Here is a 24019-nt window from a genome sequence, read left to right as displayed (position 1 = left end):
CCGGAGCCGCGCCCCGACCGGTCGGCGGTTCCCCGCCCCTTGACCGGTCGGCTTACCCATCCACCCGGACGCGTCACGTCCGCGGGGGCGACGAGAAGGACTGAAGGGTAGGCGGCAGTGCCGGATGCGACGAGTGAGGGGTCGAGCGTGAAGGCGCGCGCAAGCTGGTCCTCGCCGCCGATGCGGGCTCCAGGACCGGCGGACGCTCGTAGGCGGCAGGCTCCCCTGTTGTCGGCGCTGCTCCCGGATCAGCGGTGGCCGGGGAACCGGAGGGCGTTCGCCCAGAGCCGGGTGACCGTGGACACGAGCTCCCCGAAGTCCACCGACGTACCGTCCTCTTGCCCTTCGCCGAGCACAAACGCGTTGTAGGCCATGACGCTGACCATGCCCGACAGCGCACGCGAGGCCATCATCGGATCGACCTCACGATCTGCGACGCCCCGCGCCTGCAGGTCAGCGATGCCACGGGCATTGCGGCGGATGAACGCATCCGCGCGCCGGCTTCGGAACTCACGGAACTGCGGCTCCACTTGTGCGACTTGCTCAAGCAGTGCCATCAGCTTCGCGTTGCGCTTGTACGCCTCGAGATATGCGCGATTGCTCGCCTCGAGTACCGCATACGGATCGTCGGTACCCTGCACCCGGCCCATGCCGGGATGCAGCATGTCCTCTTGGGCTTCCAGGAGGACGGCGGCAAGCACCTCTTCCTTGCTGGCGAAATAGGTGTAGAAGGATCCCGCCGCGCATCCGGCTTCTTTGGCGATGTCGACGAGGCGGGTGTCGAGGTAGCCGTCCCGCTCGAACACCTTCCGCGCGGCCTTCACCAAAGCGGCGCGTGTGCGTGCTCCGCGCTTCGTCGTCGGCGGCTCACGAAGTGGGGAGAGGGGCGCCACCGGAGGTGCCTTCTCGCTGTCCTCGGGCGCAGTGGTGTCCATCCCCCGAAGTGTACTTGAATCCGACGCCAGTATCATAAGCGTGGGGTGCGCGGGTCGGGGAAGTACACCTCCGCCTCCTCCCGCCGTGAGCAGCCGAAGCGGCCCGCTCAACGCACTTGACCACACGGGCATGCGGCGCCATGGCCATCCGCGTAGCGCCCAGGCATCTAGCCGTGGACGACGGCGATGCCGCCGAACCCCGTACGGCCGGCTCGTCCGGACGCCTGGGCGGGCCGGGGTGACACGGACGGCAGGAAGGCAGAGCGCCACACTCGGCGTGCGCGAGTACTGCGGCTCGACCGAGGGCGGCGCCGACCCGGGGCGCGGTCGGTCGCCCGCAACCTGTCGATTGGTCAGGCCGTGATCCTGAAGTGTTCTGCGAGTTGACGGCGGGTGTCAGTGGCACTGATGTGCAGCACGCCCCCGATGCCGATCCGCCCCGCTCCGTCCAGGTTCTGCTGGAGATCGTCGATCATGACTGCCTTCTCGGGGGTGATGCCGAGGCGTTCACATGCGATCGCGTATATCCGCCGGGACGGCTTGCGGATCCCGACCTCGGAGGAGATGACGACCGCGTCGGCCACAGCGGCGAGGTCGACTCCGTCGTAGGTTCCGGTTCCGAACGAATTGGATACCAGCGCAACGGGATACCCGGCGGCGCGGAGATCATCGAGCAGGGCGAGCACGTCCTGGTCGATCGACATTCCCGCTTGCATCCGGGCCGTGAGCCCCTCCGCCTCTACGGCGGCGCCATGGGCGCGGAGGCGCTCGGCGAACCCTCGCTCGAAGGCTTCGGCGTCGATACGGCCGCACTCGTGGTCGGCCAGGAGGGTCCGTGAGGGCTCGTCCCGGCTGAGGAGGTCCAGCGGCAGGCGTGGGTCGCCGCCGAGGGAGGCGCCGAAGTCGGTGAACGCCTGCAGCACACTGGAGGTGATGACTCCGCCGAAGTCCACGAGGACCGCGGTACGGGCCCCTTCCACCACGGTCAACACAATATCCACACCCTCTCTCTCGGCCGGCTCTCCACCGGCCTCATGCCACAGCAGCTACGCCCCGTGGGCCCTCGTCGCGCGGCCTCGCAGAAGCCCGCGGGAGGAGAAGGGCGCGGGCCCTTTGGGTCGACTCCGCGACGCCGGCGGCCCGGCCCAAGCCCCGTACAGGGAGGCAGGGGACGCGGAGGCTCAGAGGGAGGCCCGCGCCACGACCACCGGCCGCCCCGGCTCGGCGGCGCCCAGCCGGGACGCAGACCTCAGACGACCTCGAACAGTCCGGCCGCGCCCATTCCGCCGCCGACGCACATCGAGATGACCACATACCGGACGCCACGGCGCTTGCCCTCGATGAGCGCATGCCCCACCAGGCGGGCGCCGGTCATTCCGTACGGATGACCGACCGAGATCGCGCCGCCGTTGACGTTGAACCGCTCGGGGTCGATGTGCAGCTCGTCCCGGCAGTACAACGCCTGGGAAGCGAACGCCTCGTTCAGCTCCCACAGGCCGATGTCGTCGATGGTGAGATCGTGCTGCTTCAGCAGCTTCGGAATGGCGAACACCGGCCCGATGCCCATCTCGTCCGGGCCGCACCCGGCGACTGCCATACCCCGGTAGACACCCAGCGGTTCCAGTCCGCGGCGCTCAGCCTCCCTCGACTCCATCAGGACCGACGCCGAAGCCCCGTCCGACAACTGCGAGGAGTTGCCCGCCGTCACGCTGGAATGCGCACTCACCTGACCGTCGGGCAGCACCGGCGCCAACCCGGCCAGGCCTTCGAGCGTTGTCGACGCACGGTTGCCCTCGTCCCGGGTCAGGGTCACCTTTTCGTCCCGCACCTTCCCGGACTGCTTGTCCAGGACCTTCTTGACGCTGTCGAGCGCGACGATCTCCCGGTCGAACCGGCCGGCCTCCTGCGCCGCCGCGGTGCGCTGCTGTGACACCAGCGCGAACTCGTCCTGGCGTTCCCGGCTCACGCCATAACGCTCGGCGACGATCTCCGCCGTCTGCAACATCGGCATGTAGATACTCGGCTTGCGCTCGACCAGCCAGGGATCCGTCATGCGGTGGGTGTTCATGTGCTCGTTCTGCACCAGGGAGATCGACTCGACGCCGCCTCCGACAGCGACCTGCATGCCGTCCGCGACAATCTGCTTGGCGGCCGTCGCAATGGCCATCAGGCCCGACGAACACTGCCGGTCGATCGTCATCCCCGACACGGAGTCCGGAAGTCCGGCACGAAGAACGGCCTGACGCGCGACGTTGAAACCGGATGCCCCCTGCTGCACGGCACAGCCGAAGATCACATCCTCGACCTCGCCGCCCTCGAGCCCGGCGCGCCGTACGGTGTGGGAGAGAGCATGGGCGGCAAGTTCCTGCGCCTGGGTGTCGTTGAACGCGCCGCGGTACGCCTTCCCGATCGGCGTCCGTGCCGTCGAAACGATGACTGCTTCCCTCATGTCGCCTCACTGCTTGCTTGTCGGTCCGGTTCCTGTGGGAGCTTCAGGGCTGGAATCCCGAACTCCATGAGCCCGGCTGGATGCGCGTCGGCCTTGCCTAATTCCCCGGCTGGCATGAGCAGCCAGTGACTGCCTCGTCCTTCACAGACGACGTGCGCCCACGGCTGCAGGCGGAGAGGGGAAGCTGGCCTGCCGGTCGTTTATAGTTGAATTCGGCGTCATGTTCAACTAGACATTGAGGCGCTCGGGGATGCAAGGGTCGCGAGCCGGGACCGAGCGTGCCGGGAGCATCGCATCCCCGACATCCCCTCCAGAGGGCGGCCCGCACAGGCGGCCTTCCCCGGGCCGGAATCCGCCATACCTACGCGAGACCCGCCCAAAAGTGCGGCGCGCGGCCGCGGTTGCGGGAACACGCACTGCTCTATGCCTTGACAATCCATTTCCACGACTGAAAGCTGACCGACCAGTCGGTATGAGAGGGTGGATCGTGACCCACCTGAGCATCTCCACTGCTGCGGGCGTGTTCGACGCGCTCGTGGCGGGCCCGCCCGAGGGCCGCCCAGTGCTGCTGCTGCACGGCTTCCCGCAGACGGGGCGGGCGTGGCAGCGACAGATCGCGGCGTTGGCCGCCCACGGCTGCCGGGTGGTGGCACCCGACCAGCGCGGGTACTCCCCCGGCGCCCGCCCCGAACAGCCCGAGGACTACCGCATCAGCGTCCTGGTCGACGATGTGGTCGCCATCACGGAGGAACTCGGCTGGGCGTCGTTCGACCTGGTCGGCCATGACTGGGGAGGCGCGGTGGCGTGGTGGACCGCCGATGGCCACCCCGGCCGCGTACGTACCCTGACGGTTGTCTCGACCCCGCACCCCGGCGCTCTGGCCACCACCCTGCGCACCGACCAGGACCAGCGCCAGCGATCGCACTACATGATCGACTGGCGCGAAACGCCGGCGACTGAAGAGCGCATGCTCGCCAACAACGCCGAGGAGCTTCGCGCCGCTTACGCCGGAAAGGTCCCGCAGGACAGTATTGAAGCCTACGTGCGGCACCTGTCCCAGCCGGGCGCTCTCACCGCCGCGCTGAACTGGTACCGGTCCGGCCGTCCCGAGGGCGCGATCGGCGTCATCGACGTGCCCACGCTGTACGTCTGGAGCACGCAGGACAGCGCGTTCGGCCCGACGGCCGCCCAGGAGACCGGGCTGTGGGTCAACGGGCCGTACCGGTTCGAGACCCTCCAGGACGTCAGCCACTGGGTCCCCGAGGAGGCGCCCGACACGCTGAGCCGCCTGCTGCTCGAACACCTGCGGACGCACGGCGATTAGGGGACCCTCGTGACTGCCGATGCCCTCCGCCGACGTGTGCAGTCCGGTGGTGTGGCGGGCGGGCGGGCCGGTCGGCCGTGGCCACCACGGGGTAGCGGTTGGTCACGACCCGCAGCCGCCACGCGAGGGCGGCTGTTCAACTCGGCTGCTACCGCATCAAGGTGCTCACGAGGGTGGACCGAAAGGTCGCTGCCCTTGAAGAAGTACTGCCGGAGCAGGCCGGTTGGTGTTTTCCTTCGATCCGCGCTGCCACGGGCTGCCGGGCTCGCAGAAGTGACCAGCTCCAGAGCGACCGGAAGCGAAACCTCGGCCCCGTCGTGGTAGCCAGCGAGATCGGGCGGGAACAGTCCGCCGAGGCCATGTCCCCCATCCGACGGCTCCACGCCGAAGTGGATGAAACCGGTGACTGCGGGCTCGCGGATCTCCAGCCGATCGATGCCCGAGGCCTCCGCGAAGGCGGCGATCGCCGCGAGGCACGCGGCTTCGACCGGCCCATGGTCACTGACCGCCTCCTCGGCACCGGTGTAGTGGCCGTGTTCGTCACGGTCGACGGGGTCGTACTCGGTGATCCGGTGGACGAAGGACGGCGGCACGTCGCTCCCTGCGCGGTCAGGTGGGATGCCAGCGTTAGAAATGGCCTTTCCAGTGCTGGGTATCAGCTGCTGAGGTCGAACACGCCCCAGGTGGTGAACGGCTCGGCCTGGACGTAGATCTTGCTACCTCGGCCGACAACCCGCCGACGGCCGGGGGCAGAGCCATCGGGCAGGGTGAGCAGGCCGACGTCCGTTGACTCGACGGATGTTTCGCTGATCTCTCCGTGGGCGAGTCGGTCCCGCTCCTCGCCGTAGCCGCCGTAGAAGGCGACCCGCTCACCGTGGACGGCCACCGCATGGGAGCCCCGTACACGGTTCGCCCACACCCTCACGGGCCCATCGGTGCGGTCCGGGCGTATCTCAACGAGCGGGAAGTCCGTATATGGGCATGCCCAGGCCGCGGTGCCCGACACGTTCAGGGCGTAGCAGTCGAAGAGAGCGGGGATGTGGGCGTCGTCCGACGTCCAAGCGAGTCGGCCCGTGACGGTCCAGCAGCGGATTCCCACCGGGTTCTCGTCGAAGTGCCCGACCCAGATACGGCCTGCCTCGTCCACGTGTAGGTGCTCGATGGCGTCCCCGACGGAGAAGGACGAGGTCTCGCGGCCAAGCGCATCGAAGACTTGGACCTGATTCGCGTCCTCGTACCGGCGGACGCGAGACGCGGCGACGACAAACCCGCCGTCAGGCAGGCGGTCCAGGTGCGGCCAGCGGGCCCGCACGGCGCTCAGCGCGGTGAGTTCGACGTTGCCGCCCGGATCGACGGAAACGACCAGCGCGTCAAAGGGCAGGACATCGCCGCCGGGCTGCGGAGCGCGTTCGGCAAGCAGCCAGTGGGCGGCGCCGAAAACGTCGACGGTACTGGTCAGGACGTGGCGGCCGAGGTGCGCTCGGGGAAGGTGGGCGTAGGGAACGAGGACGGTCTTCTGCAAGGGCGGGCTCTCCTGAGTGGACGGTCGGTCACGGCCATCGGGCGCTGCGGTGAGCGGCGGTCGGCGGCGCGCGAGCGGAGGAGAGCGGAGCGGGGAGCCTAGAGGGCATGGCCCTTTCTGGTCGTCATGAGGTGATCCTGATCGACATCCGGCCTAGGGACAAGCCATTTCTCCAGACTCTGAGCGGCCCCTGCGCTGCAAGGAAATCCCGAGGTGCTGGCGAGCGGTCAGCCGCCGTGGAGGCTCCACTCGTCGAGGCCCTCCGTAGAGGTGAGCCTCAAGGCATTGAGGTGCGTCAAGGCCAACAGCTTCGCCGCTGGTGGCCTGGTTCCGGTTCCTGTGGGCCCTCGACGTTCCGTGGGACCGGGCCAGCCGGGCGGAGGCCCGGGATTTCGCACTGTGGCTGAAGCTGGTCAGCCGCCGCGGCCCCGGCGTCGGACGCCCCGGCGCCTGGGTCGGTCAACCCGGTGACCGGCAAGTGGTACGCGGGTGAGAATTACGCGGCAGGCACCCGGAGGCACGCGCGGGCAGTCATCCGCAGCTTCTACGAGTACCACCGCGACATGCACGGACGGCCGCTGCTCAACCCGTTCCCGAACACCAAGCGCGCCGAGGACGAGCACCTCAAAGCCCCCCACAACCCGATGCATGCCTTCAAGCACCCTGCCCGCCGGGCCCCCTACCAGCCAAAGGAGCCCCGGCGAACCCCGCGCGGCATCCCTGACCAGGCATTCAATGAACTGTTCGCGGCCCTGCCCTCGCACCGAGACCGTGCGCTGGTCGCCCTCTACATCTCGGCCGGCCCGCGCGCCTCGGAATTCCTCGGCGTCAGTCGGGACCGGGTCAGCCCCGGGAACAGACGATCGGCGTCATCCGCAAGGGCTCCCGCGCCCTGCAATGGATCCCGCCTCCAAGCGCTCAACCGCGTCACCTGGATCGTGACCTGCAAGGGCGGCACCGTCCACGACGTCACCATCGGCGACTGCGTCGAGCTGCAGCACGCCATCGGCGAGCACCAGACCAACGGCTACCACGGCAAGCATCTCTTCTACGCGCTCCTCGCAGGGCTCGGAGTCTTCGGCCCTGATGCCCCAGCACGGCTGAAGACGGTGATGCTGCCAGGGCAGTTGACACCGGCAGCCCTGGTCGACCGGCACGGCATTACCTGCACCGCGATACGCGACCTCCTGGTCGACTACCTCACCGAGCGCGCGGTGGACATCGACTACCCACGCTGGAGGACATGACCCGCACCCTGGCCGGACTGTTCTGGCGCGACCTGGAGAAACACCACCCGGGCATCGACTCGCATCGACCGGATGCCGACACCGTCACCGCCTGGCGGGAGCGCGTCCGCATGATCCGCGACCGACACGGCATCCCCATCCGGCCGCGAGTCAACGTGCACACCGTCTTCAGCTGGGTCCGGACGTTCTACCAGAACCTCGCCCGTTGGGCCGCCGAAGAGCCGACGCGGTGGGGCCCATGGGTCGCGCCCTGCCCGGTCCGCGACAGCGACACCGACCACGGCGAGGCCCGCGCCCGCCTCAAAGCGGCCATGGACCAGCGCACCCGCACCCTGCTGCCCGCACTCCCGGCCCTGGTCAAAGCCGTCGAGCGCCAGCTCAAGGACGCTCAGACCTGTCTCGCCACCGGGCGGGAGACCGCGGCCGGAGCCCCGTTCACCACTCCGGCGGCCGAGACCCTCCTCCGCCGCGCCGGGGTTTCCTCCCGCGTCTACGCCGACGACCCCGCCACCGGCCGGCGCCGGGACCTGACCGTGGAAGAGGAACGCGCCTTCTGGGCCTGGGCCATCGTCGAGGTCCTCCGCCACACCGGCATGCGCATCGAGGAAGCACTCGAACTCACCCACCACCGCTTCGTCGCCTACCAGCTGCCCACCACCGGCGAGATCGTGCCCATGCTTCGGGTCGCCCCGTCCAAGCTCGACCAGGAGCGGCTGCTGCTGGTCTCCCCAGAACTCGGCGAGGTGCTGACGGCGATCATCCATCGCGTCCGGCGCGGGCAGCAGGCCATGCCCCTGGTCCCCGCCTACGACAGTCTGGAACGTCTCTGGAGTGCGCCGATGCCGTTCCTGTTCCAGCGCCGCTGCGGCCCACAGGACGCCGTTGAATGTGCGGTGCTGCCGAGACCGGTGCGTATCCGCGTCCGCGTCTCCCCCGGTCCGATGCGGGCCGTGGTGGGACTGGGGCACTTGCTATGATCCACGAGTCGGCCTTCGGCGCCCCAGCTTGGGTGCGCGCGAAGGCTTTTTTCATGCCTTCTGACACATCTGCCTCCGGCACACCTCCCACCACCTACCGTGACCTGCTCCGCAACCGTGAATTCGTCGGCCTGTACGCCAGCTTCACACTGACGGTCGCCGCGAGCACCTTGTCGGGCTTCGCGCTCGGCACGCTGGTCAACCAGCAGACCAAGTCCCCGTTCCTGACCGCTGTGAGCATGTACGGCGCCACCTTCGCGACGGTACTCGGTGCGCTGACGCTGATGTCGGTCGCGGACGGAAGCCGTCCTCGCCGGACCCTTGTCGCGCTCCAGTGCGTCTCGCTCGTAGGTGTTGCCGCACAGACGGTTCCAGGGCTGCCGCTCGCCGCCCGGTTCGGTCTGCTCCTTGTACTGGGGTTCTTCCAGTCCCTGGGAACGGGCACACGGATGGGGCTGCTCGCCGAGGTAGTGCCGACCTCCGCCTATGCACTGGCACGTTCGCTGATGAACATCACCTCGGGAGGCATGGCCATCCTCGGCTACGCCATCGGCGCCGTACTGCTGCGGTACCTGAGCCCGCAGGAGGTCTTCGCCGTCGCGACCGCCCTGACCGGCGGTGGATTGATCATTGTGGCGGTGACGGTCCGGGAACGCTCGATCCGTCTGACCCGGCGCCCTGGACTGCGCCAGACCTGGACGACGAACATCGAGCTTTTCTCCCACTCCGGCCAACGCGCGCTTCTGCTGAATCTGTGGGTCCCCAATGGCCTGATCGTTGGCTGTGAGGCCCTGTTCATCTCCTACGCCCCCCATCACGCCGGCGTCTTCCTGGCCGCCGGATCGGCAGGCATGCTCCTCGGTGACCTTGCGGTCGGGCGGCTGTTCACCGCCGAGCAGCGGCGCCGCTACGCATTCGCCCTGCGACTGCTGCTCGCCGCCCCCTACCTGCTGTTCGCCGTCCACCCGCCCGTGCTGGTGGCGACAGCCGCGGTGTTCATCGCCAGTGCCGGCTTCGCTGCCACCCTGCCGCTCCAGGAGCAGCTTCTGGAGTTGACCCCTGATCCGGTCCGTGGCCAGGTCCAGGGAGTTGAGTCCGCCGGCCGGATGACGTGGCAAGGTATAGGAGCCGCGATCGCTGGCGGCATTGCCCAGCACTTCACTGCTGGCACGGCCATCACCTTTGTGGCCGCCGTCTCCATCGCCATCACCGTCTTCTCCCGGCCCTTCGTGGTCCGCGCCCGAGCCGTCCGCGTCCAAGCGGCCAACGCATGGAGTTACCACGACGGTGCGAGCGGCGGGCGCGGCCAGACGCGCCCGCCGCGTCTCGCTACTCGTCGACAGCGTCCGGGGCACGGAGGGGCCGCATTCCGCCGGGCAGGTCGGGGAGCTGGAAGGAGTACCGGCCCAGCACGTTGATGTGGTGGCGCACGAACGGGGAGAGCCGGGCCACGTCCTCGTCGCGGGCCTCGAAGCCGTCCGCGCGCAGCTGGTTCACGGCGGCGTCCATGCAGCGGGTGTTGAACAGCACGAGCGCGTTCAGGACGAGGCCCAGGGCGCCGATCTGGTCCTCCATACCTTCCTGGTAGCGCTGGTAGAGCTGCCCGGCCCGGCCGTGGAAGATCTTCCGGGCCAATGCGTGGCGGCCTTCCTGGAGGTTGGCCTGCACCTTGATCTGCCGCCGGTAGCCGGGCTCGTCGGCCAGGCGCAGGATGTGCAGGGTCTTCGCGATCCGCCCGTAGTGCGCGATCGCGTCACCGAGCGGGGTGGGCCGCCCCTCCCGGGACAGCATCCGGATGACGTCGTAGGCGCGGACGGCTCCGGTGTGGTGGATGGAGCCGATGATCCGCAGGATGTCCTCCCAGTGCCGCTCGATGCGGGCGAGGTCGACCCGGCCGCGGGCCGCGTCCTGGAAGGCGCCGTAGTCGGCCGTACGATCGACGCGCCACATCTTCTGATCGGGCAGGTCCGCGAGCTGCGGGGCGTAGGCGAACCCAGCCAGGGTGAGCAGGCCGAAGACGATGTCGCTGTAGCTCGCGGTGTCGGTGACGATCATCTCCGGACGGCGGCCGCCATCGCGGTCGTAGAGGACGTCGAGCACATACAGGGAGTCGCGCGGGGTGCCGGCCACGACCTTCCCGCCGAGCCCGGCGGCCTGGTCGTTGATCATGTTGAGCCAGGTCGCGCCGCCCCGACGCCCGAAGTACTTCGGGTTCGGCCGCGCGTACACCGACGGCACGGGGACGACGAACCTCATCCCGTCCACCGAGGCGACCAGGCCCCCGCCCCACGTCTGGGCGAGCGGGATGGACGCCTGGTGCTCAATGAGGGTCGTGTTCGCGGCCCGGTACGTTGCCAGCCGCAGGTACGTCTGGTCGACATGGGACAGCCGCCCGTACTTCAGCGGGTCCGCGCCGCCCATGACCGGGGTGTAGCCGACGTTGCAGCCGTAGGCGACCAGCAGGGCCGCGATGGTGACGTGCAGATCCTTCAGGCGGGCCTCGCCGCCGGTGACCGAGGTGAACGCCTGGTCGGCGCCGGTCCAGGAGAACACCTCCAGCAGCACCTCGGGCAGGTCCACGCGCGGCAGCTTCGCGTTCACCGCGGCCCGCAGGTCCAGCAGGGAGGCCGGTTCGGGCTCCGGCTCCAGGGCGGCGAAGTGCAGCCGGCCATCGTCGTCGAAGACGATCTGCGCGTTGTCCGGGAGCCGGGCGGCGACCTCCCGGTAGGTGCCGTCCAGCAGCGCGGCCCGCGCCCGAAGGTGCCCGCCCGCCTCACCGGGTAGGTTGATCGACGCCAACACGGTCGGCCGGGCCTGCTGCCACGCCTGCCCGGCCGGTAGCTTCGCCCGCGGGTCGCCCCACTTGGAGGAGTTCTTCGCGAAGACCTGCTTGCTGCGCAGCATCCGGTGCAACTGCTCCAGTACGCAGAACGTGTACGCCTTCCAGTCCACCGTGCCCGGCTCCAGGTGCGGCGCGGACAGCACCAGGCGCCGCCATGACCCCGTCAGCAGGCCGGTGTCGATCTCGGCCGGGCGACCTTCTGGCGGCCCATGAGCTCCGGCAGCGACAACAGCGCGGCCAGCACGGCCTCGCCCTCCGGGGTGGCATCAAAGTCCACCACGGTGACCAGCAGCCGCAGGAACGGCCGGACGGTTCCGAACCGGTTCACCAGCATGGCTCGCCATGCCTCGTCCGCGTCCGAGTCCAGCGGCGGGGTCAGCTCGAACAGCGCGGCGATCGCCGCAGCCAGCTCGTGGCGGGGCACCACCTGCTCGATCGCCGCCCACATCGCCTCCAGGCTCTCCACCTTCGGTGGGGCGATCTCCCCGGTGTCGGTGTCGACCTGCTCGGAGGTGGTGTCGAACACGACTTGGAACGCGGTCGCCAGCTTCGCCGACGCCCGCTCCACTCGGGGCAGGGTCTTCAGCTTCTCCTTCGCGCTCTCCCGCTCCGCCTTCGCCAGCAACTTCGTGGCGATCAGGACCTCCAGCAGGTCCAGCGCGTCGTCCACCGCCCGTGAGGTGAGGTAGACCGTGGTGGCCAGCAGTGTCGCCAACCGGCGGGCGTCGGAGTGCCGGCGCAGCAGCGACGCCTTGCCGTCCACCCCGTACCGGGACAGCTCCGCCAGGCGCCGCGGCGGTATCCCCGACACATCCAGGGCGCCCATCCCGAGCGCGGCGATCTCCTCCGCCCGCTCCACAGCCCGCTTCATCTGCGGGCCCGAGACCCGTACTGGCCCTCGCCGCAGCCGGTCCAGCTCCGAGACCCGCTCACCCGGCGGCACCGTCAGCAGCGAGTCCAGCACCGCCCGCTGCCCCACGCCGAGCATCCCGTACAGGGTGTCCCACAGCCGCTGGTTCGCCGCCTCCCGCACCGTGCCCACCAGCCGGGCCGGACGGCTCGCCCCCGGCAGCAGCACCCGGCCCTCGCGTAGCCAGCCCGCCGCCGCGTCGAACAACGCCTTCGGTCCGTCCCCCGTCGTCCACGCCCGCGCGTCCAGCCAGGCTGCCAGCTCCTCGCGGACCTCGGCGAAGTCCCGCCAGCCCCCCCTCTTCTTGGATCTCCCCGGCGTGCGTACGGGCCGTGCCCTCCCGCTCGCCGTACAGCTTCAGGCACGAGGCGTCCTCGATCTCCAACTGCCCGGCCAGGTACTCGGCCACCTCCACCGGCACCTGCCTCGGGTCCGGCATGAACCGGCCCAAAAACCGCACGCTCGTGAGCTGGACCGCGTACCCGAGCCGGTTGTGCGCACGGCGCTTGGCCTGCACCGCCTCCCGGTCCGCGTCGTCCAGGAAGAAGTACCGCTCCAGCTCCGCCCGTGAGGGCGCCTCGTGGAACGACCCGTACCGGGCCGCCTGCTCATCCCAGGAACTCGGCCGCCACAACAGCTCTCCGAAGATCGACAACAACGACCCACGAAGGCTCTGACGCTCAATCACCCCAGGTCAAGCACCAAACAGCCCGGCGAACCCTTAGCGCACGATCTGACACGGATGTTCCTCAGCCCCATCTACACCTGTCTTAGAGGTCACCCGGCTCTCCCCGCTCAAGCACCGCAACCTGAACCTGCTCGGCCGCTACCGGAATTCATTCGCAGTGCACCGGCCTTCAGGCCGGTGGTGAATCGAATCTGAGACCGCGTTTGAGATCTCGTTCCGTGGCCCACACCGGGAGTGTTCTAGGCTCAGCGGGTGAACCGCGACAAGTTCCCCTTCGTCGGCGACTTCAGAGAGTTGGAGCACGGCTGGCCGGACGGCCCGTCGCTACGGGCCGCTGTGCGAGCCGATGAGTCAGAGTATGAACGCGACCTCGTGCAGTACCTGCGCAGTGGCTCGGCGTTGATCGCCACACCGAGCGCCGTCCCGGACGTGCTCAGTCCTGCCGGCGCTGTCATCGGAGGGCTGCACCTGCTCACCGACGGGCGGTGGCTGTGGTACTCCGATCTTGTCTACTACGTGGAGCACTACCACGTGGCGCTTGACGCCAGGTTCATCGCGCACGTGCGGGGCAACGACTGGACCGTGCCCGAGCTCAGCGACAGCGACTTGGACGCGATGCTGACCGCGCTCATCGAGGACGAGTCGGAATCGAGGTAGGTGCCCGAGGTCGTGCCTGATCACGTCAGGCGGAGGTCCGGGTCAACGGGCGAGGACCAGGCCGCGATGCCGGCCCAACCCGGGTGAGGCGACGGACCATGATGCCGATCATCGCCCAGCGGATCATCGTCTCCGAATGGGCCGGGCTGGTCTCATAGTCGCGAGCGAGGCGCCGGTTGGCGGAGATCCACGACGTTGGGTCGGCCGCGTGGCGAGGTGCCTGTGATCAGGTCCTTTTCCTCGCGGCCTCCCGCCGAACCGGGCTTGACGCTTTCGCTATCACCCGGCTCTCCAGTGATCACGGCGTGAATGATCTGGCCGCCTGTGCCTCGTGGATGCGGTCGTGGCAGGTGTCGCAGGCCACGACCGTTTTGCGGCGCCGGTCGAGCATGACGCGCGCCCAGTCGGACGGCGGCCATCCGGCATGAGAGAGGTCGGCAAGGGCGCGGATGTGATGCACCGTGACATCACCAGTGCTCCCGCAGATCTCGCAGGTGTCCGCCAAGAGCCGTGTGACCAGCTCTTTATGCGGATAGTCCACCCAGACGGGCCGGCGGTCCACAATCTTCGCAGACCGCTGTCGATAGAGGGGGATTCCTCCGAACCGTGCCACCAGCGGCTTCCTATGCTCCCGCTCGATTCGGGCCTCGAAACAAATGCGGAGACCGTGGTCCGTGTCGATTCTGGTCTTGTGCTTGGCGGCCATCTTCGGCACGGTCGAACGGTGCTTTGCTGCAAGGGTCTTGAGCATGGACGTCTCCATGACCCAGCGCAGACGGTGCAGCCGGGAGACATCCCCGGCGAGCAGGTAGTACTGGACGATGCCCCGGTAAACGGCCCCGAACGTGGCAACGATCGCGTGATCGGTGCTGTTGACGAGGTCCTTTCGCTTCGCGGGCTTTCCGCGGGCGAGATAGGGCACGCATTTGGCTTTGATCACGTCCCGAGGGACACGGAGAGCGATCTGTCCGTTGACACGCCGGTAACGGCCGGTCTTCTTCGTGTCGTTGTGCTGGACCGTGATCTCATAGCCGAGGAACCTCGCTGCCCCGGTACGGGCATGAGTGATCAGCGTCTTCTCCTGGGAGAGTTCCAGCTTGAGTTCATCATGCAAGAACGCTGCCAGGCGTTGCTTGATCTGCTCGGCCTCGACTCTTGGTCCGGTGAAACCAAGGAGATGATCGTCCGCGTAGCGGGTGTAACGCAGCCTCCGGTAGTGCGGATCATTCGGGTCCGAACTCGGCAGACTGGTCATCCGTCGACGCACGGCACGAGCCAGAGGTCGGTCGCCGTGTTGACGGACTGTCCGCAGCAGACTCTGTAACTCCAAATACGCCGGGTTACGGGCCCGACGTTCCCCTCGGGTGTACTCCGGAATCAGTACTGTCTCTACGAACTCGTCCAACTTGTGCAGGTAAATGTTGGACAGGATCGGGGAGGCCACTCCGCCCTGCGGCGCCCCGGAGAGCGTGGCTCCCCACCTCCAGTCCTCCAGATATCCGGCTGTCAGCATATTCCGCACCAGCCGCAGAAACCGCTGGTCACGGATCTTCTCGCCGAGAATCGTCAGAAGGACCTGGTGGTCCAGACTGCCGAAGCAGTCGGCGATGTCACCCTCGATGAACCAGGCTGTCCCGGTCCAGGTGTGGGACACCTCCCGCAAAGCGGTATGGCAGCCACGCCGGGGGCGAAATCCGTGCGAGCGGTCGGAGAACGTCGGCTCGTAATACGCTTCCAGCAGGAGGCGCACGACTTCACCAACGAGCTTGTCCGACCAGGTCGGTAGCCCCAGCGGACGCATCTTCCCATTTCTCTTCGGGATATGGACGCGCCGGACCGGACGGAAGCGGTAACGCTCGTGACGCATCGCCTCAATAATCCGGGCTATCTTCCGCTGCGACATGCCGTCCACGGTTTCCGGCGTGACCCCGGGCGTCATCGCGCCATGGTTGGCGTAGATGCGTCCGTAGGCCAACAGATACAACTGCAGGTTGAACAGCTGTCGATACAGTTCACTGCACGGCAGACCACGCCTGCCGCGTTCACGCAGGACACCCAGCACCGTTGCGGCGCTCTGCATTTCGCATACCTCCCGGATCCTCGGGTGTCCGAACCACCTGGTCCCCTTCGCCCTGCGGACGGCTTTCCCGTCCTCCCTGGCCGGGCGTTGCTCCGGCGACTACTACGGGACCTCCGTCGCCATAGGACTCGCGTCCCGTAGGCGATCCCACGTTCGTCTCTGCTGTACGTCATAGCGCGACGTAGGCGTCCCACTCATCTCCTTGAATGCCCTCGCTGGGCATCGCTCCGCGCTCCGGAGGTGCACCGGCCAACTATAGAAACCTGGTGCAGAACGCGGCGCCGGTTACAGCTGTCTTTCCGGCGGATGGGAACTTGCATCTGCTGGAGATTGGGCTTCAAACAATTCAGTCTTCGCCATATCGCGCGGGCCACCCAGCACACCGTCCCCGACAACTGAGCCCGGTCACTGGTTTCCTGACATGCTTTTGTCCCCTCCGCCTTTCGGCATCAGGTAAGTCATTGGCCCAGGAACCTCCTTCCGAGTTCCTCCCGGCTCAGCCGGGAATACAAACAGAGCGCCTCGTGGCGCACAGCGTGCGCTCGACCGCCCAACGCTTGGGCTGGACCTGGAAGCCGTGCTGATCGGGGTCCTTGCGGACGATTTCCAGTTCGCGGCCGAGGATCTGGGAGGTCCAGTCGACCAGGCGGCCAGCGAACCCCTGGTCGGCCCAGATCTTCCGGACCCCGGGTTGGTCGAGGCGGGTCCACAACAGCGCGCGGCGAGCGCCATCGCGATCCTGGATGTTCGCCGCGACCACGTGCACGGCCAGGAGGAGGCCGAGGGTGTCGGTGACGATGAACCGCTTGCGGCCCTTGACCTTCTTGCCAGCATCGAAGCCCCTGGTGGAGGCCGGAACGGTGTCGGCGGTTCGCACCGACTGGGAATCGATCAACCCCGCGCTGGGCTCGGTGCTGCGACCGTCAGCCTCGCGCACCTTGCCACGCAGCGCGTCATGGATGCGCTCGACCGTTCCGTCGTCATGCCACCACGTGAAGTACCAATAGACCGTCGGCCACGGGGCGAAGTCCTTCGGCAACTGCCGCCACGCGCATCCCGTCCTCACGACATAGAAGATCGCGTCCACGATCTGCCGCCGCGGGTGCTTCTCCCGACGCCCGCCCTTCGGTCCCACCCGGGCCGGCGGCAGCAATGGCTCCACCAGCGCCCACTGTTCGTCCGTCAGGTCCGACGGATACCCACCCCCAGCACTGCTCACAACAAGCTCAACGACCACACCAACCCAGCGACACGGCAGATCTCAAACACGGTCTGACAGTGGCGACGCGGAGCGTCGCAGAGACTGAGGTCCGGCGGAGCCGGACACTGCGGTTCTTCGCCTGCGGCGCGGAGCGTCGCAAGGGCTTTTCTCGGCGGAGCCGGGCGGTGCTCACACGGGCCGGTTCTGCTGTTCGATGTACTGCCGGACCACGGAGAGCGGGGCGCCGCCGACGGTTCCTGCGAAGTAGGACCCGGACCAGAGCTTGTTGGCCCGCCAGTAGTGGCGTACCAGGTCGGGGAACTCCTGACGGAGGCGGCGGGAAGAGACGCCCTTGAGGGAGTTGACCAGCTTGGTCACGGCGACCTTGGGAGGGAAGTTCACCAGCAGGTGGACGTGGTTGCCCTCGCCGTTGAACTCCACCAGGTCGCACTCGAAGTCCGTACACACCGACCGCATGATCTCCTCCATCCGCCTCAAGTGGGCATCGGTGAACACCCTGTGCCGAAACTTGGTAACGAAGACCAAGTGCACATGCATCACGAAAGCACAGTGGCGACCAGTTCTGATCTCCTGCATCTCACCCATAACCCAAGTATGTAGGGTGACGGTCATGCAGCTCAGGTACAGCTTCCGTCTGTACCCGGACACCGGTCAGCAGACGGCGTTGGCGAAGGCGTTCGGGTGCGCCCGTGTCGTGTTCAACGACGCGGTCCGTGCCCGTGAAGTCGCCCGAAAGGCCGAGCAGCCGGTCCCGACGGCCGGTCAGCTGTCCCGGCAGCTGATCACCGAGGCGAAGCGGACAGCAGAACGGTCCTGGCTGGGTGAGGTCTCCGCGGTGGTGCTTCAGCAGTCCCTACGGGACGCCGAGACCGCGTACCGCAACTTCTTCGCCTCCCTCAAGGGCACCCGCAAGGGCCCCAGGACCGGCCGGCCCCGCTTCAAGTCCCGCAAGGACGCCCGGCAGTCGATCCGGTTCACCGCCAACGCCCGCTGGAGCATCACCGGCAGTGGCCGTCTGAACCTGCCGAAGATCGGTGCGGTGAAGGTGAAATGGTCCCGCACCCTGCCCGCCACGCCCACCTCCGTCACCGTCATCAAGGACGCGGCCGGGCGGTACTTCGCCTCCTTTGTCCTCGACACCGACCCCGCCGCCGACGCGACCCGGATGCCGGCAACCGACCGCACCATCGGCATCGATCTCGGCCTCACCCACTTCGCGGTCCTCTCCGACGGCACGAAGATCGACTCCCAGCGCTTCCTTCGGCGCGCGGAGAAGAAACTGAAGAAGGCCCAAAAGGAACTGTCCCGCAAACAAAAGGGAAGCAAGAACCGCGCCAAGGCCCGCCTCAAGGTCGCCCGCGCCCACGCCAAAGTTGCTGACGCACGCCGTGAGTTCCACCACCAGTTCTCCACGAAGCTGATTTCCGAGAACCAAGGGATCGCCGTGGAGGACCTGTCGGTGGCGGGACTGGCCCGCACGAAGCTGGCCAAGTCCGTGCACGACGCCGGATGGGCATCGTTCATCAGCATGCTGGAATACAAAGCGGAACGGTACGGCCGCGCACTGGTCAAGATCGGCCGGTTCACACCGACCTCCCAGACCTGCTCCACCTGCGGCGTCAAGGACGGACCCAAACCCCTGAACGTCCGGGAATGGACCTGTACCGCCTGCGGCACCGTCCACGACCGGGACACCAATGCCGCGATCAACGTGAAGACGGCCGCCGGACTGGCGGTATCGGCCTGCGGAGCGCCGGTAAGACCAGGAGCAATCCCGGCACAGCGCGAAGAAACAGGAAGCCACGGAATCCCGACCGAACCCCGTGCCGCGTAGCGGCACAGCAACGATCGAGAAGGCCAGAATCCTCGGGCTTCAGCCCGAGGTGCAAGTCAAAGCTTCACCGCCTCGACTCCGGCCGCCGGCGCCCTGCGCTTGCTGAGCGACGCTAACGCGCTCGAGCTGGACGAGGACGACGAAGGGGTGGACTGAACGCCCACATCGAGTGACGCGGGCATATCAGGTGGCCGGGGGTGCTCTGAAATCGCAAGTACCGGTAGGAGAGCCGACGTCAGGCTGCCCGGTATGTTCGACTACGCCTTGATTGGTGCGGCCGACCTGGCGGCCTGCTCGATCTTCGCGCGGTAGGCGGCACGGGCTTCCTCGTCGATCTGCTTCTCGTGTTCGGCGCGCACCCCGGTCCGGCCGTCGAGGCCCTCGCGCAGGATATCGGCGTGCCCGGCATGCCGGATGGACTCGCCGAGGACATGGACCATGACGGCGAACAGGTTCGTGTTGGGACAAGGCTCCGGCCACCACGGCACGTGGCCGGGGGCGTCGAGGGGAAGCTCCTTGATCGTCGCGTCCGAGTGTTCCCACGTGCGCCGGTAGAACCCGATGATCTGATCGCGGGTCTCCTCCTCGGTCGCCCACTGATCGCTGCCGTCGTGGTCCTGCCACCGGGGCAGCGGTTCCGGGGAAGGGCGCTCGAAGACCTCGCCGAAGTACCTCGCCTCGACGGTGGCCACGTGTTTGACCAGGCCGAGGAGGTTGGTCCCGGTCGCTGTCAAAGGTCGGCGGGCGTCGTATTCGGACAAGCCGTCGAGTTTCCAGAGCAGCACCTCACGGTCCCGGCGCAGTCTCCCGTGCAGGTTGTCCTTCGCGAATTCATCGATCATGCGGCATGAACCTTCCATGGGCCGTTCGTGGTCTCAAGATCCCGTACGTGGTCGGCAACGGCCGGCAGAGCCGAAGCACAGGACTCCTCACACAGTGAGCTACCGGGATTGACTGTCTGTCAGAACGTGGGGGTGGGGTGGGCTGCGTGACGGCTCGCGGCGACCCGACCTGCGACGGTTACTGCGCAGGAGAACTACACGCATGCTGCTCGGTGCCGTTCTCTGATCCCGTTGAGTAGTTCGGGACGGGGACCGGGGAGCCGGGGGGGTGCCAGGTGAGAATCCAGCCGGCGGTAAGCACCGCCGCGCTACCTGCCAGGGCGATTGCGCCGCCTGTTCCGATGCCTGCGGCCACCGAGCCGAAGCAGACCGGCCCGACACCCTGCAGCGTCATGCTGCCGGAGCCGAGCAGACCGAAGGCCTGGCCCTGGCCATCCTGCGGCAGGGCGTCCAGGAACGGCCGTTGCAGGCCGAGACCGTAGGCTAATCCGAAGCCGCAGAGCAGCAGCAGACAGGACGAGACGCCCACTCCGGGCTCGGCAGCGAAGCCGACCAGCGGTAGTCCCGTCAGCGCAATCAACGGGACTACCAGTCGCTCCCGGGTGGGTGGCCGTAGCAGTCGACCCACCAGCAGGTCACCGACAAGCATGCCGACCGGCAGACAGCCCATCAGCACCGCGTACCAGCCGGGCGCGAAGTGGCGTCCTCCCGCGTAGGCGACGATCAGACCTTCCGCGCCCGCTACGAACGCGGGCGGTAGCCACTGGGCCAGCATCAGTCGTCGTATCGTGTGTCCGCGCAGCAGCAGGGCGGCACCGTGCAGGCTTGCCCGGACGGCCCCGCCATCGCCCCGAGCGCTGCCGGGTGTGCCGCCGAACTCTCCCGGCTCCAGCCGGGGTAGCCGGATGCGGATGGCGAGCGCGCAGCCGAGGTAGAGGGCGGCGCTCACCGCGAGCGCCCGGTGCGGGCCGAGTACCGCGACGACCGCACCTCCCAGCGCCAGACCGAACAATTGCGCGCCGGAGGAGGCGATGTTGTTCAGTGAACGGCCCAGGACATAGGCGTCGCCCTTTAGCCACTGCGCGACCAGCCGACTCGACGCGCCGCCGAACACCGGTGTGGCGAGGGCGACCAGCGCCACGACACCGAGGCTCGCCGCGATCGGCATCCGCACCAGGGCGAGCAGCAGGGCGGCGGCGCACTCCAAGGCGTAGCCGCCGGCGATGAGCGCGCGGGGCGGCAGTTGGTCGGCCAGTGAGCCCAGCAGCAGCGAGCCGAACAACTGCGGGAGAAAGCCGATGCCGAAGGCCAGTGCGCTCAACAGCGCGGAGCCGGTGGCCGCGAAGACCAGCACCGAGAATGTGGTGATCCGCAGCGAGCCCGCAGTGATCGCGACGGCGCGGGTCGAGAAGAGCAGCCGGAATCGCGGCTCGGCCAGCACCTCCCGGTAGGTGGCACGGTGGTTGCCCTGTGCGGGTTCGGCGGTTGGGATCATGACTCCCAGCCTCGCCGTGCGCCCACGCCACTCACCAATGATTCGTCGCTGGACGAATCGGAACAGACGTCCGGCGGTAGCATCACAGGGTGCTCCGCTTCGAAGTCTCCGTCGAGGACCTGCTGCGCAGCCGCTTCGCACTGTCGCCCGCGATGGACCTCTGCTTACTACTACGCTCGCTCGCCGGCCAAAACCGGCCGCTGCCGCGAGCCTGGGCCACCCGGCTCCTGCCGGTCTTTGAACGGCTTCGCCGCGAGACCGAACTGGACGCCGCCCTCGCCCTGCAAACCCCGCAAGGCGGACCGAACTTCGTCGCCCCGCCCCCGCGCGGCATCAACCAGACCTGGGCAGACGATCTGGCCATGATCCGGGCCACACCGCTGGAAGCGGCCCGCCACGAATTCGCCACCACCGCGACCGGCCCGTCCGCCCATGATCCCCGCGTACGCGCAGTGCTGGACTCCACGGACGCCGTCTCCAGGATCGCCGAGGCGATGGACCAGGCGTGGCACGAGCTGCTCGCCACGGACTGGCCGCAACTGCGCGCGATCTGTGAGCGCGATGTCGTGCACCGGGTGGGTGTGATCGGCGAACACGGATGGGCCACGACCATCGAGAGCCTGCACCCGAGCATCGCCTGGCGCGCCGGCGGTATCGAGATCGGCTTCTTCCCCCCAGTCGGAAACGTCCGTCTCGCCGGCGACGGGCTACTGCTGATCCCTTCGGTCTTCGTCGGGAATATCGCCGCCCATCTGGACGACCCCTGGCCCAGGACCTTGGTCTATCCTGCCCGCGGCACCGCCGCCCTGTGGGGCGAACAGGCGACCGCCGCCCAACCGGACGCGCTGGCCGCTCTGGTCGGCCGGGCCCGAGCCCGGCTGCTGTTGGCGCTGGACGCCCCGGCCAGTACCAGCCACCTCGCCCGAAGCCTCGCCATGGCACCCGGCGCGGTTGGAGACCACCTCGCCATCCTGCGAGGCTCGGGGCTGCTCGTCCGCGCCCGATCCGGACGGTCGGTGCTCTACCGGCGCACCCCGCTCGGCGAGGCACTGGTCGCCGGTTCGGGCTGAGGGCTCAGATCAGCACTGTTTTTGAGACGCCGCCAGCAGATGGTTGCGCAGCCGAGGGTGAGGAAGGCCTGGTGGATGTCGGCGCGGATTTCCCAGCGGATACGCAGTCGACGCAACCAGCGCAGAACTGCTAAGGCCGCGTCGACGACCCAGCGGTTCTTGCCCAGGCCGCTTCCGTGCCCGGTGCCGCGCCGGGCCATGAGCGGTCGGATGCCCAGCTCACGGACCTGGCGGCGGCGGTAGACGTTGTGGTCTTGACGTGCTCCCTGGCCTAAAGTCCAGGGAGCACGTCAAATCGCTGCGGTCGGACCCTCCGTCGGACCATGCACCAGCCGGTCGGAACCAGGTCGCGATCGTCTGGGAAGGCGACCTGGATCCCCCTTCCGCCCTTCGTCCGCTTCACCTGCCCTCAGCCTCTCCTCAGAAAAGCCTCAGAGTTCCGCCAAGCAGTGGCCCGACGGCAGGCCCGACCATCGGAACACACGCGATGCGACGGTCCTCTGCGACCGTTTCACGCAGGGCCGGCGCCACCGGCCCGCCCACACACCGACGATGACCCACGGGCGGACTATCAGATGATCACTCAACGCTACGGCGACCTGGAGGTCGGCTACACCACCCAATGGAACGGCTCGCTCCATGCCGGAACCGCTTCCCGGACCGGGGCGTGGCGCACGCTGGGAAGCGTCTTCGGGGGCGGCTTCGTGTCGAGTTGGCAGGACGCGTACGGCGCTCTCGTGGTCCGGGACCGCTCTGCCGGCCAGGACTTACTCAAGCCGCCCGTCGACTTCCAGCATGTGGGTCGTTTCCCCGGCTTGAGCGTGCTCAAGATCGAAGTGTGGCGTCCTGTCCCGCCTGCCGGGTACGTGGCTCTGGGGGACGTAGCGAACATGTCCATGTCCGGCAAGGGGGTGGAGAAGCCCGACGCCTCCGCCCTGGGCATCGTGTGCGTGAAGCAGGAACACAACGGACGCCCCTACGTACGCCGCGCGGAGCTCGGCCGCCTTCCCCTCCTGACGAACGGCAACGGGAAGGGTCTGTGGGCCATCACGCCCCCGCTGTATCCGTTCGACGACACCGAGGAGCACCTGTTCCTGCCCACCGGTACGTTCAGCTGCGGCCCCGACACCCCGCGCGGGCCGACGGCTGTGACCTGGGTGCTGGACCTGCCGGCAGTCGTCGACAAGGCCGACTACGCGCCCGAACTGCGGCTGGAGTCCTACAACGCGCCCCCGGCCCAGGCGATCGGCACCGACCGGGCCGTGACCGTGCCCTACTTCATGGTCAGGGACGATGCGCGCTCCGAGGCGTGGAAGGTGGCGAACTCCCCCTTCTACAAGATCCAGCGCAAGCGCCAGTACGACCTCATCCGCCACGTCGACTTCCGCAGCGCGGGCGGCGGACAGATCGCCGAGACGGTCGAGGAGGGCGTCTCGCAGGAGAGGGGTGAGGAGTTCGCCCTCACGGCCGGGATCACGGTCGGCGTCACGGCGGGCGTGGAGGCATCGGCCAAGCCCTTCGGCGTGGGTGCGAGCGTCTCCGTGGAAACCTCGGTGAGCGCGTCCGTCGAGCTGGGCTACACCACGCGCTACGGCGTGTCCACGTTCGAGAACAAGAGCGTGAGCGTGACGTTCGATGTGCCCGCCGGCCATGCCGGCGCGCTGTGGACCGACACCCACCAGCTGGTCCCGATCCGCCGTGACGGCACCCTGGTCACCAGCGCGAACCTGAGGCTGAACGCCGGCGACTCCGGTTTCTACGTGGGCCGCACCTTCCCGGAGACCGCACGCTCCAAGGTGACCGTCGTCCGCAAGGTCTCCGACGTGGAAGTCAAGGCCGCGGAGGAAATGGGCCTCGACCCCAAGACCCTGGCCGACGTCGCCGAGATCGCGCAGTAGCACCTCCCTGGCGACAGCAGGGGCATA

General features: G+C 68.0%; 17 protein-coding genes and 3 pseudogenes. 8 read left to right on the top strand and 12 right to left on the bottom strand.

Annotation, left to right across the window (positions count from 1 at the left end; genetic code table 11):
- Positions 1–248: 248 nt before the first annotated feature.
- The 3 genes from ABZO29_RS44215 to ABZO29_RS44205 all read right to left on the bottom strand — a co-directional run bounded on the left by ABZO29_RS44215 (position 249) and on the right by ABZO29_RS44205 (position 3384).
- Entirely contained in the window at positions 249–935 is a 687-nt protein-coding gene (locus ABZO29_RS44215) for a TetR/AcrR family transcriptional regulator (RefSeq protein WP_367325842.1), read from the bottom strand.
- A 353-nt stretch (positions 936–1288) separates the two neighbouring features.
- Positions 1289–1918: an HAD family hydrolase gene (locus ABZO29_RS44210; protein ID WP_367325841.1), complete on the bottom strand. Its 630-nt coding sequence runs from the start codon at positions 1916–1918 to the stop codon at positions 1289–1291.
- Positions 1919–2184: 266 nt separating this feature from the next.
- Positions 2185–3384 (bottom strand): acetyl-CoA C-acyltransferase, encoded by a 1200-nt coding sequence (locus ABZO29_RS44205; RefSeq protein WP_367325840.1) that lies wholly within the window; start codon positions 3382–3384, stop codon positions 2185–2187.
- Between the two features lie 487 nt (positions 3385–3871).
- Here ABZO29_RS44205 and ABZO29_RS44200 point away from each other — a divergent pair, with 487 nt between their 5' ends.
- Positions 3872–4708, top strand: coding sequence for an alpha/beta fold hydrolase (locus tag ABZO29_RS44200; RefSeq protein ID WP_367325839.1), 837 nt, complete (start codon positions 3872–3874; stop codon positions 4706–4708).
- On the opposite strand, the pseudogene ABZO29_RS44195 reads toward ABZO29_RS44200, so the two are convergent.
- Positions 4705–4984: pseudogene (locus ABZO29_RS44195) on the bottom strand (hypothetical protein); the annotation flags it as partial. The gene ABZO29_RS44200 and the pseudogene ABZO29_RS44195 overlap by 4 nt on opposite strands.
- A 379-nt stretch (positions 4985–5363) precedes the next feature.
- Positions 5364–6230 (bottom strand): hypothetical protein, encoded by an 867-nt coding sequence (locus ABZO29_RS44190; RefSeq protein ID WP_367325838.1) that lies wholly within the window; start codon positions 6228–6230, stop codon positions 5364–5366.
- A 467-nt stretch (positions 6231–6697) separates the two neighbouring features.
- On the opposite strand from ABZO29_RS44190, the gene ABZO29_RS44185 reads away from it, so the two are divergent.
- Genes ABZO29_RS44185 through ABZO29_RS44175 form a run of 3 tightly spaced genes read left to right on the top strand, consistent with a single transcriptional unit; the run spans position 6698 to position 9872 of the window.
- Entirely contained in the window at positions 6698–7477 is a 780-nt protein-coding gene (locus tag ABZO29_RS44185) for a hypothetical protein (protein ID WP_367325837.1), read from the top strand.
- On the top strand, positions 7474–8454 hold the full coding sequence (locus tag ABZO29_RS44180) for a hypothetical protein (RefSeq protein ID WP_367325836.1): 981 nt from the start codon (positions 7474–7476) through the stop codon (positions 8452–8454). Before ABZO29_RS44185 ends, ABZO29_RS44180 begins: the two co-directional genes overlap by 4 nt.
- Before the next feature lie 53 nt (positions 8455–8507).
- Positions 8508–9872 (top strand): MFS transporter, encoded by a 1365-nt coding sequence (locus tag ABZO29_RS44175; RefSeq protein ID WP_367326407.1) that lies wholly within the window; start codon positions 8508–8510, stop codon positions 9870–9872.
- On the opposite strand, the pseudogene ABZO29_RS44170 reads toward ABZO29_RS44175, so the two are convergent.
- Positions 9784–12840, bottom strand: a pseudogene (locus ABZO29_RS44170) (Tn3 family transposase). The gene ABZO29_RS44175 and the pseudogene ABZO29_RS44170 sit on opposite strands and share 89 nt — an antisense overlap.
- Positions 12841–13146: 306 nt before the next feature.
- On the opposite strand from ABZO29_RS44170, the gene ABZO29_RS44165 reads away from it, so the two are divergent.
- Positions 13147–13551, top strand: coding sequence for a hypothetical protein (locus tag ABZO29_RS44165; RefSeq protein WP_367325835.1), 405 nt, complete (start codon positions 13147–13149; stop codon positions 13549–13551).
- Between the two features lie 298 nt (positions 13552–13849).
- On the opposite strand, the gene ABZO29_RS44160 is transcribed toward ABZO29_RS44165, so the two are convergent.
- The 3 genes from ABZO29_RS44160 to tnpA all read right to left on the bottom strand — a co-directional run bounded on the left by ABZO29_RS44160 (position 13850) and on the right by tnpA (position 17438).
- Complete coding sequence (locus ABZO29_RS44160; RefSeq protein WP_367322737.1) at positions 13850–15631, bottom strand: reverse transcriptase domain-containing protein; 1782 nt, start codon at positions 15629–15631, stop codon at positions 13850–13852.
- A gap of 496 nt (positions 15632–16127) precedes the next feature.
- Entirely contained in the window at positions 16128–16850 is a 723-nt protein-coding gene (locus tag ABZO29_RS44155; RefSeq protein ID WP_367325834.1) for an IS5 family transposase, read from the bottom strand.
- 171 nt (positions 16851–17021) lie between these two features.
- Entirely contained in the window at positions 17022–17438 is a 417-nt protein-coding gene (gene tnpA / locus ABZO29_RS44150; protein WP_367325833.1) for an IS200/IS605 family transposase, read from the bottom strand.
- Between the two features lie 25 nt (positions 17439–17463).
- Here tnpA and ABZO29_RS44145 point away from each other — a divergent pair, with 25 nt between their 5' ends.
- Positions 17464–18687: an RNA-guided endonuclease InsQ/TnpB family protein gene (locus tag ABZO29_RS44145; protein ID WP_367325832.1), complete on the top strand. Its 1224-nt coding sequence runs from the start codon at positions 17464–17466 to the stop codon at positions 18685–18687.
- 257 nt (positions 18688–18944) lie between these two features.
- On the opposite strand, the gene ABZO29_RS44140 is transcribed toward ABZO29_RS44145, so the two are convergent.
- Entirely contained in the window at positions 18945–19529 is a 585-nt protein-coding gene (locus ABZO29_RS44140) for a DinB family protein (RefSeq protein ID WP_367325831.1), read from the bottom strand.
- Between the two features lie 178 nt (positions 19530–19707).
- Positions 19708–21024: an MFS transporter gene (locus ABZO29_RS44135; protein ID WP_367325830.1), complete on the bottom strand. Its 1317-nt coding sequence runs from the start codon at positions 21022–21024 to the stop codon at positions 19708–19710.
- Between the two features lie 89 nt (positions 21025–21113).
- Here ABZO29_RS44135 and ABZO29_RS44130 point away from each other — a divergent pair, with 89 nt between their 5' ends.
- The gene (locus ABZO29_RS44130) at positions 21114–22094 is read left to right on the top strand and encodes a winged helix-turn-helix domain-containing protein (protein WP_367325829.1); all 981 of its coding nucleotides are present in this window, start codon (positions 21114–21116) and stop codon (positions 22092–22094) included.
- On the opposite strand, the pseudogene ABZO29_RS44125 reads toward ABZO29_RS44130, so the two are convergent.
- Positions 22046–22336, bottom strand: a pseudogene (locus ABZO29_RS44125) (hypothetical protein); the annotation flags it as partial. The gene ABZO29_RS44130 and the pseudogene ABZO29_RS44125 overlap by 49 nt on opposite strands.
- A 333-nt stretch (positions 22337–22669) precedes the next feature.
- On the opposite strand from ABZO29_RS44125, the gene ABZO29_RS44120 reads away from it, so the two are divergent.
- On the top strand, positions 22670–23992 hold the full coding sequence (locus tag ABZO29_RS44120; protein ID WP_367325828.1) for a hypothetical protein: 1323 nt from the start codon (positions 22670–22672) through the stop codon (positions 23990–23992).
- Positions 23993–24019 lie beyond the last annotated feature (27 nt).

This window comes from Streptomyces sp. HUAS ZL42, assembly GCF_040782645.1.
GTDB lineage: Bacteria > Actinomycetota > Actinomycetes > Streptomycetales > Streptomycetaceae > Streptomyces.
The sequence above is the reverse complement of the archived record's forward strand: the minus strand, read 5'-3'. Positions and strand labels throughout refer to the sequence as shown.

Excerpts from the sequence above, each read along its gene's own strand:
- ABZO29_RS44215 (WP_367325842.1), bottom strand. The coding sequence starts at position 935 with ATGGACACCACTGCGCCCGAGGACAGCGAGAAGGCACCTCCGGTGGCG.
- ABZO29_RS44205 (WP_367325840.1), bottom strand. The coding sequence starts at position 3,384 with ATGAGGGAAGCAGTCATCGTTTCGACGGCACGGACGCCGATCGGGAAG.
- ABZO29_RS44180 (WP_367325836.1), top strand. The coding sequence starts at position 7,474 with ATGACCCGCACCCTGGCCGGACTGTTCTGGCGCGACCTGGAGAAACAC.
- ABZO29_RS44175 (WP_367326407.1), top strand. The coding sequence starts at position 8,508 with ATGCCTTCTGACACATCTGCCTCCGGCACACCTCCCACCACCTACCGT.
- ABZO29_RS44160 (WP_367322737.1), bottom strand. The coding sequence starts at position 15,631 with ATGCAGAGCGCCGCAACGGTGCTGGGTGTCCTGCGTGAACGCGGCAGG.
- tnpA (WP_367325833.1), bottom strand. The coding sequence starts at position 17,438 with ATGGGTGAGATGCAGGAGATCAGAACTGGTCGCCACTGTGCTTTCGTG.
- ABZO29_RS44145 (WP_367325832.1), top strand. The coding sequence starts at position 17,464 with ATGCAGCTCAGGTACAGCTTCCGTCTGTACCCGGACACCGGTCAGCAG.
- ABZO29_RS44140 (WP_367325831.1), bottom strand. The coding sequence starts at position 19,529 with ATGATCGATGAATTCGCGAAGGACAACCTGCACGGGAGACTGCGCCGG.
- ABZO29_RS44135 (WP_367325830.1), bottom strand. The coding sequence starts at position 21,024 with ATGATCCCAACCGCCGAACCCGCACAGGGCAACCACCGTGCCACCTAC.
- ABZO29_RS44120 (WP_367325828.1), top strand. The coding sequence starts at position 22,670 with ATGATCACTCAACGCTACGGCGACCTGGAGGTCGGCTACACCACCCAA.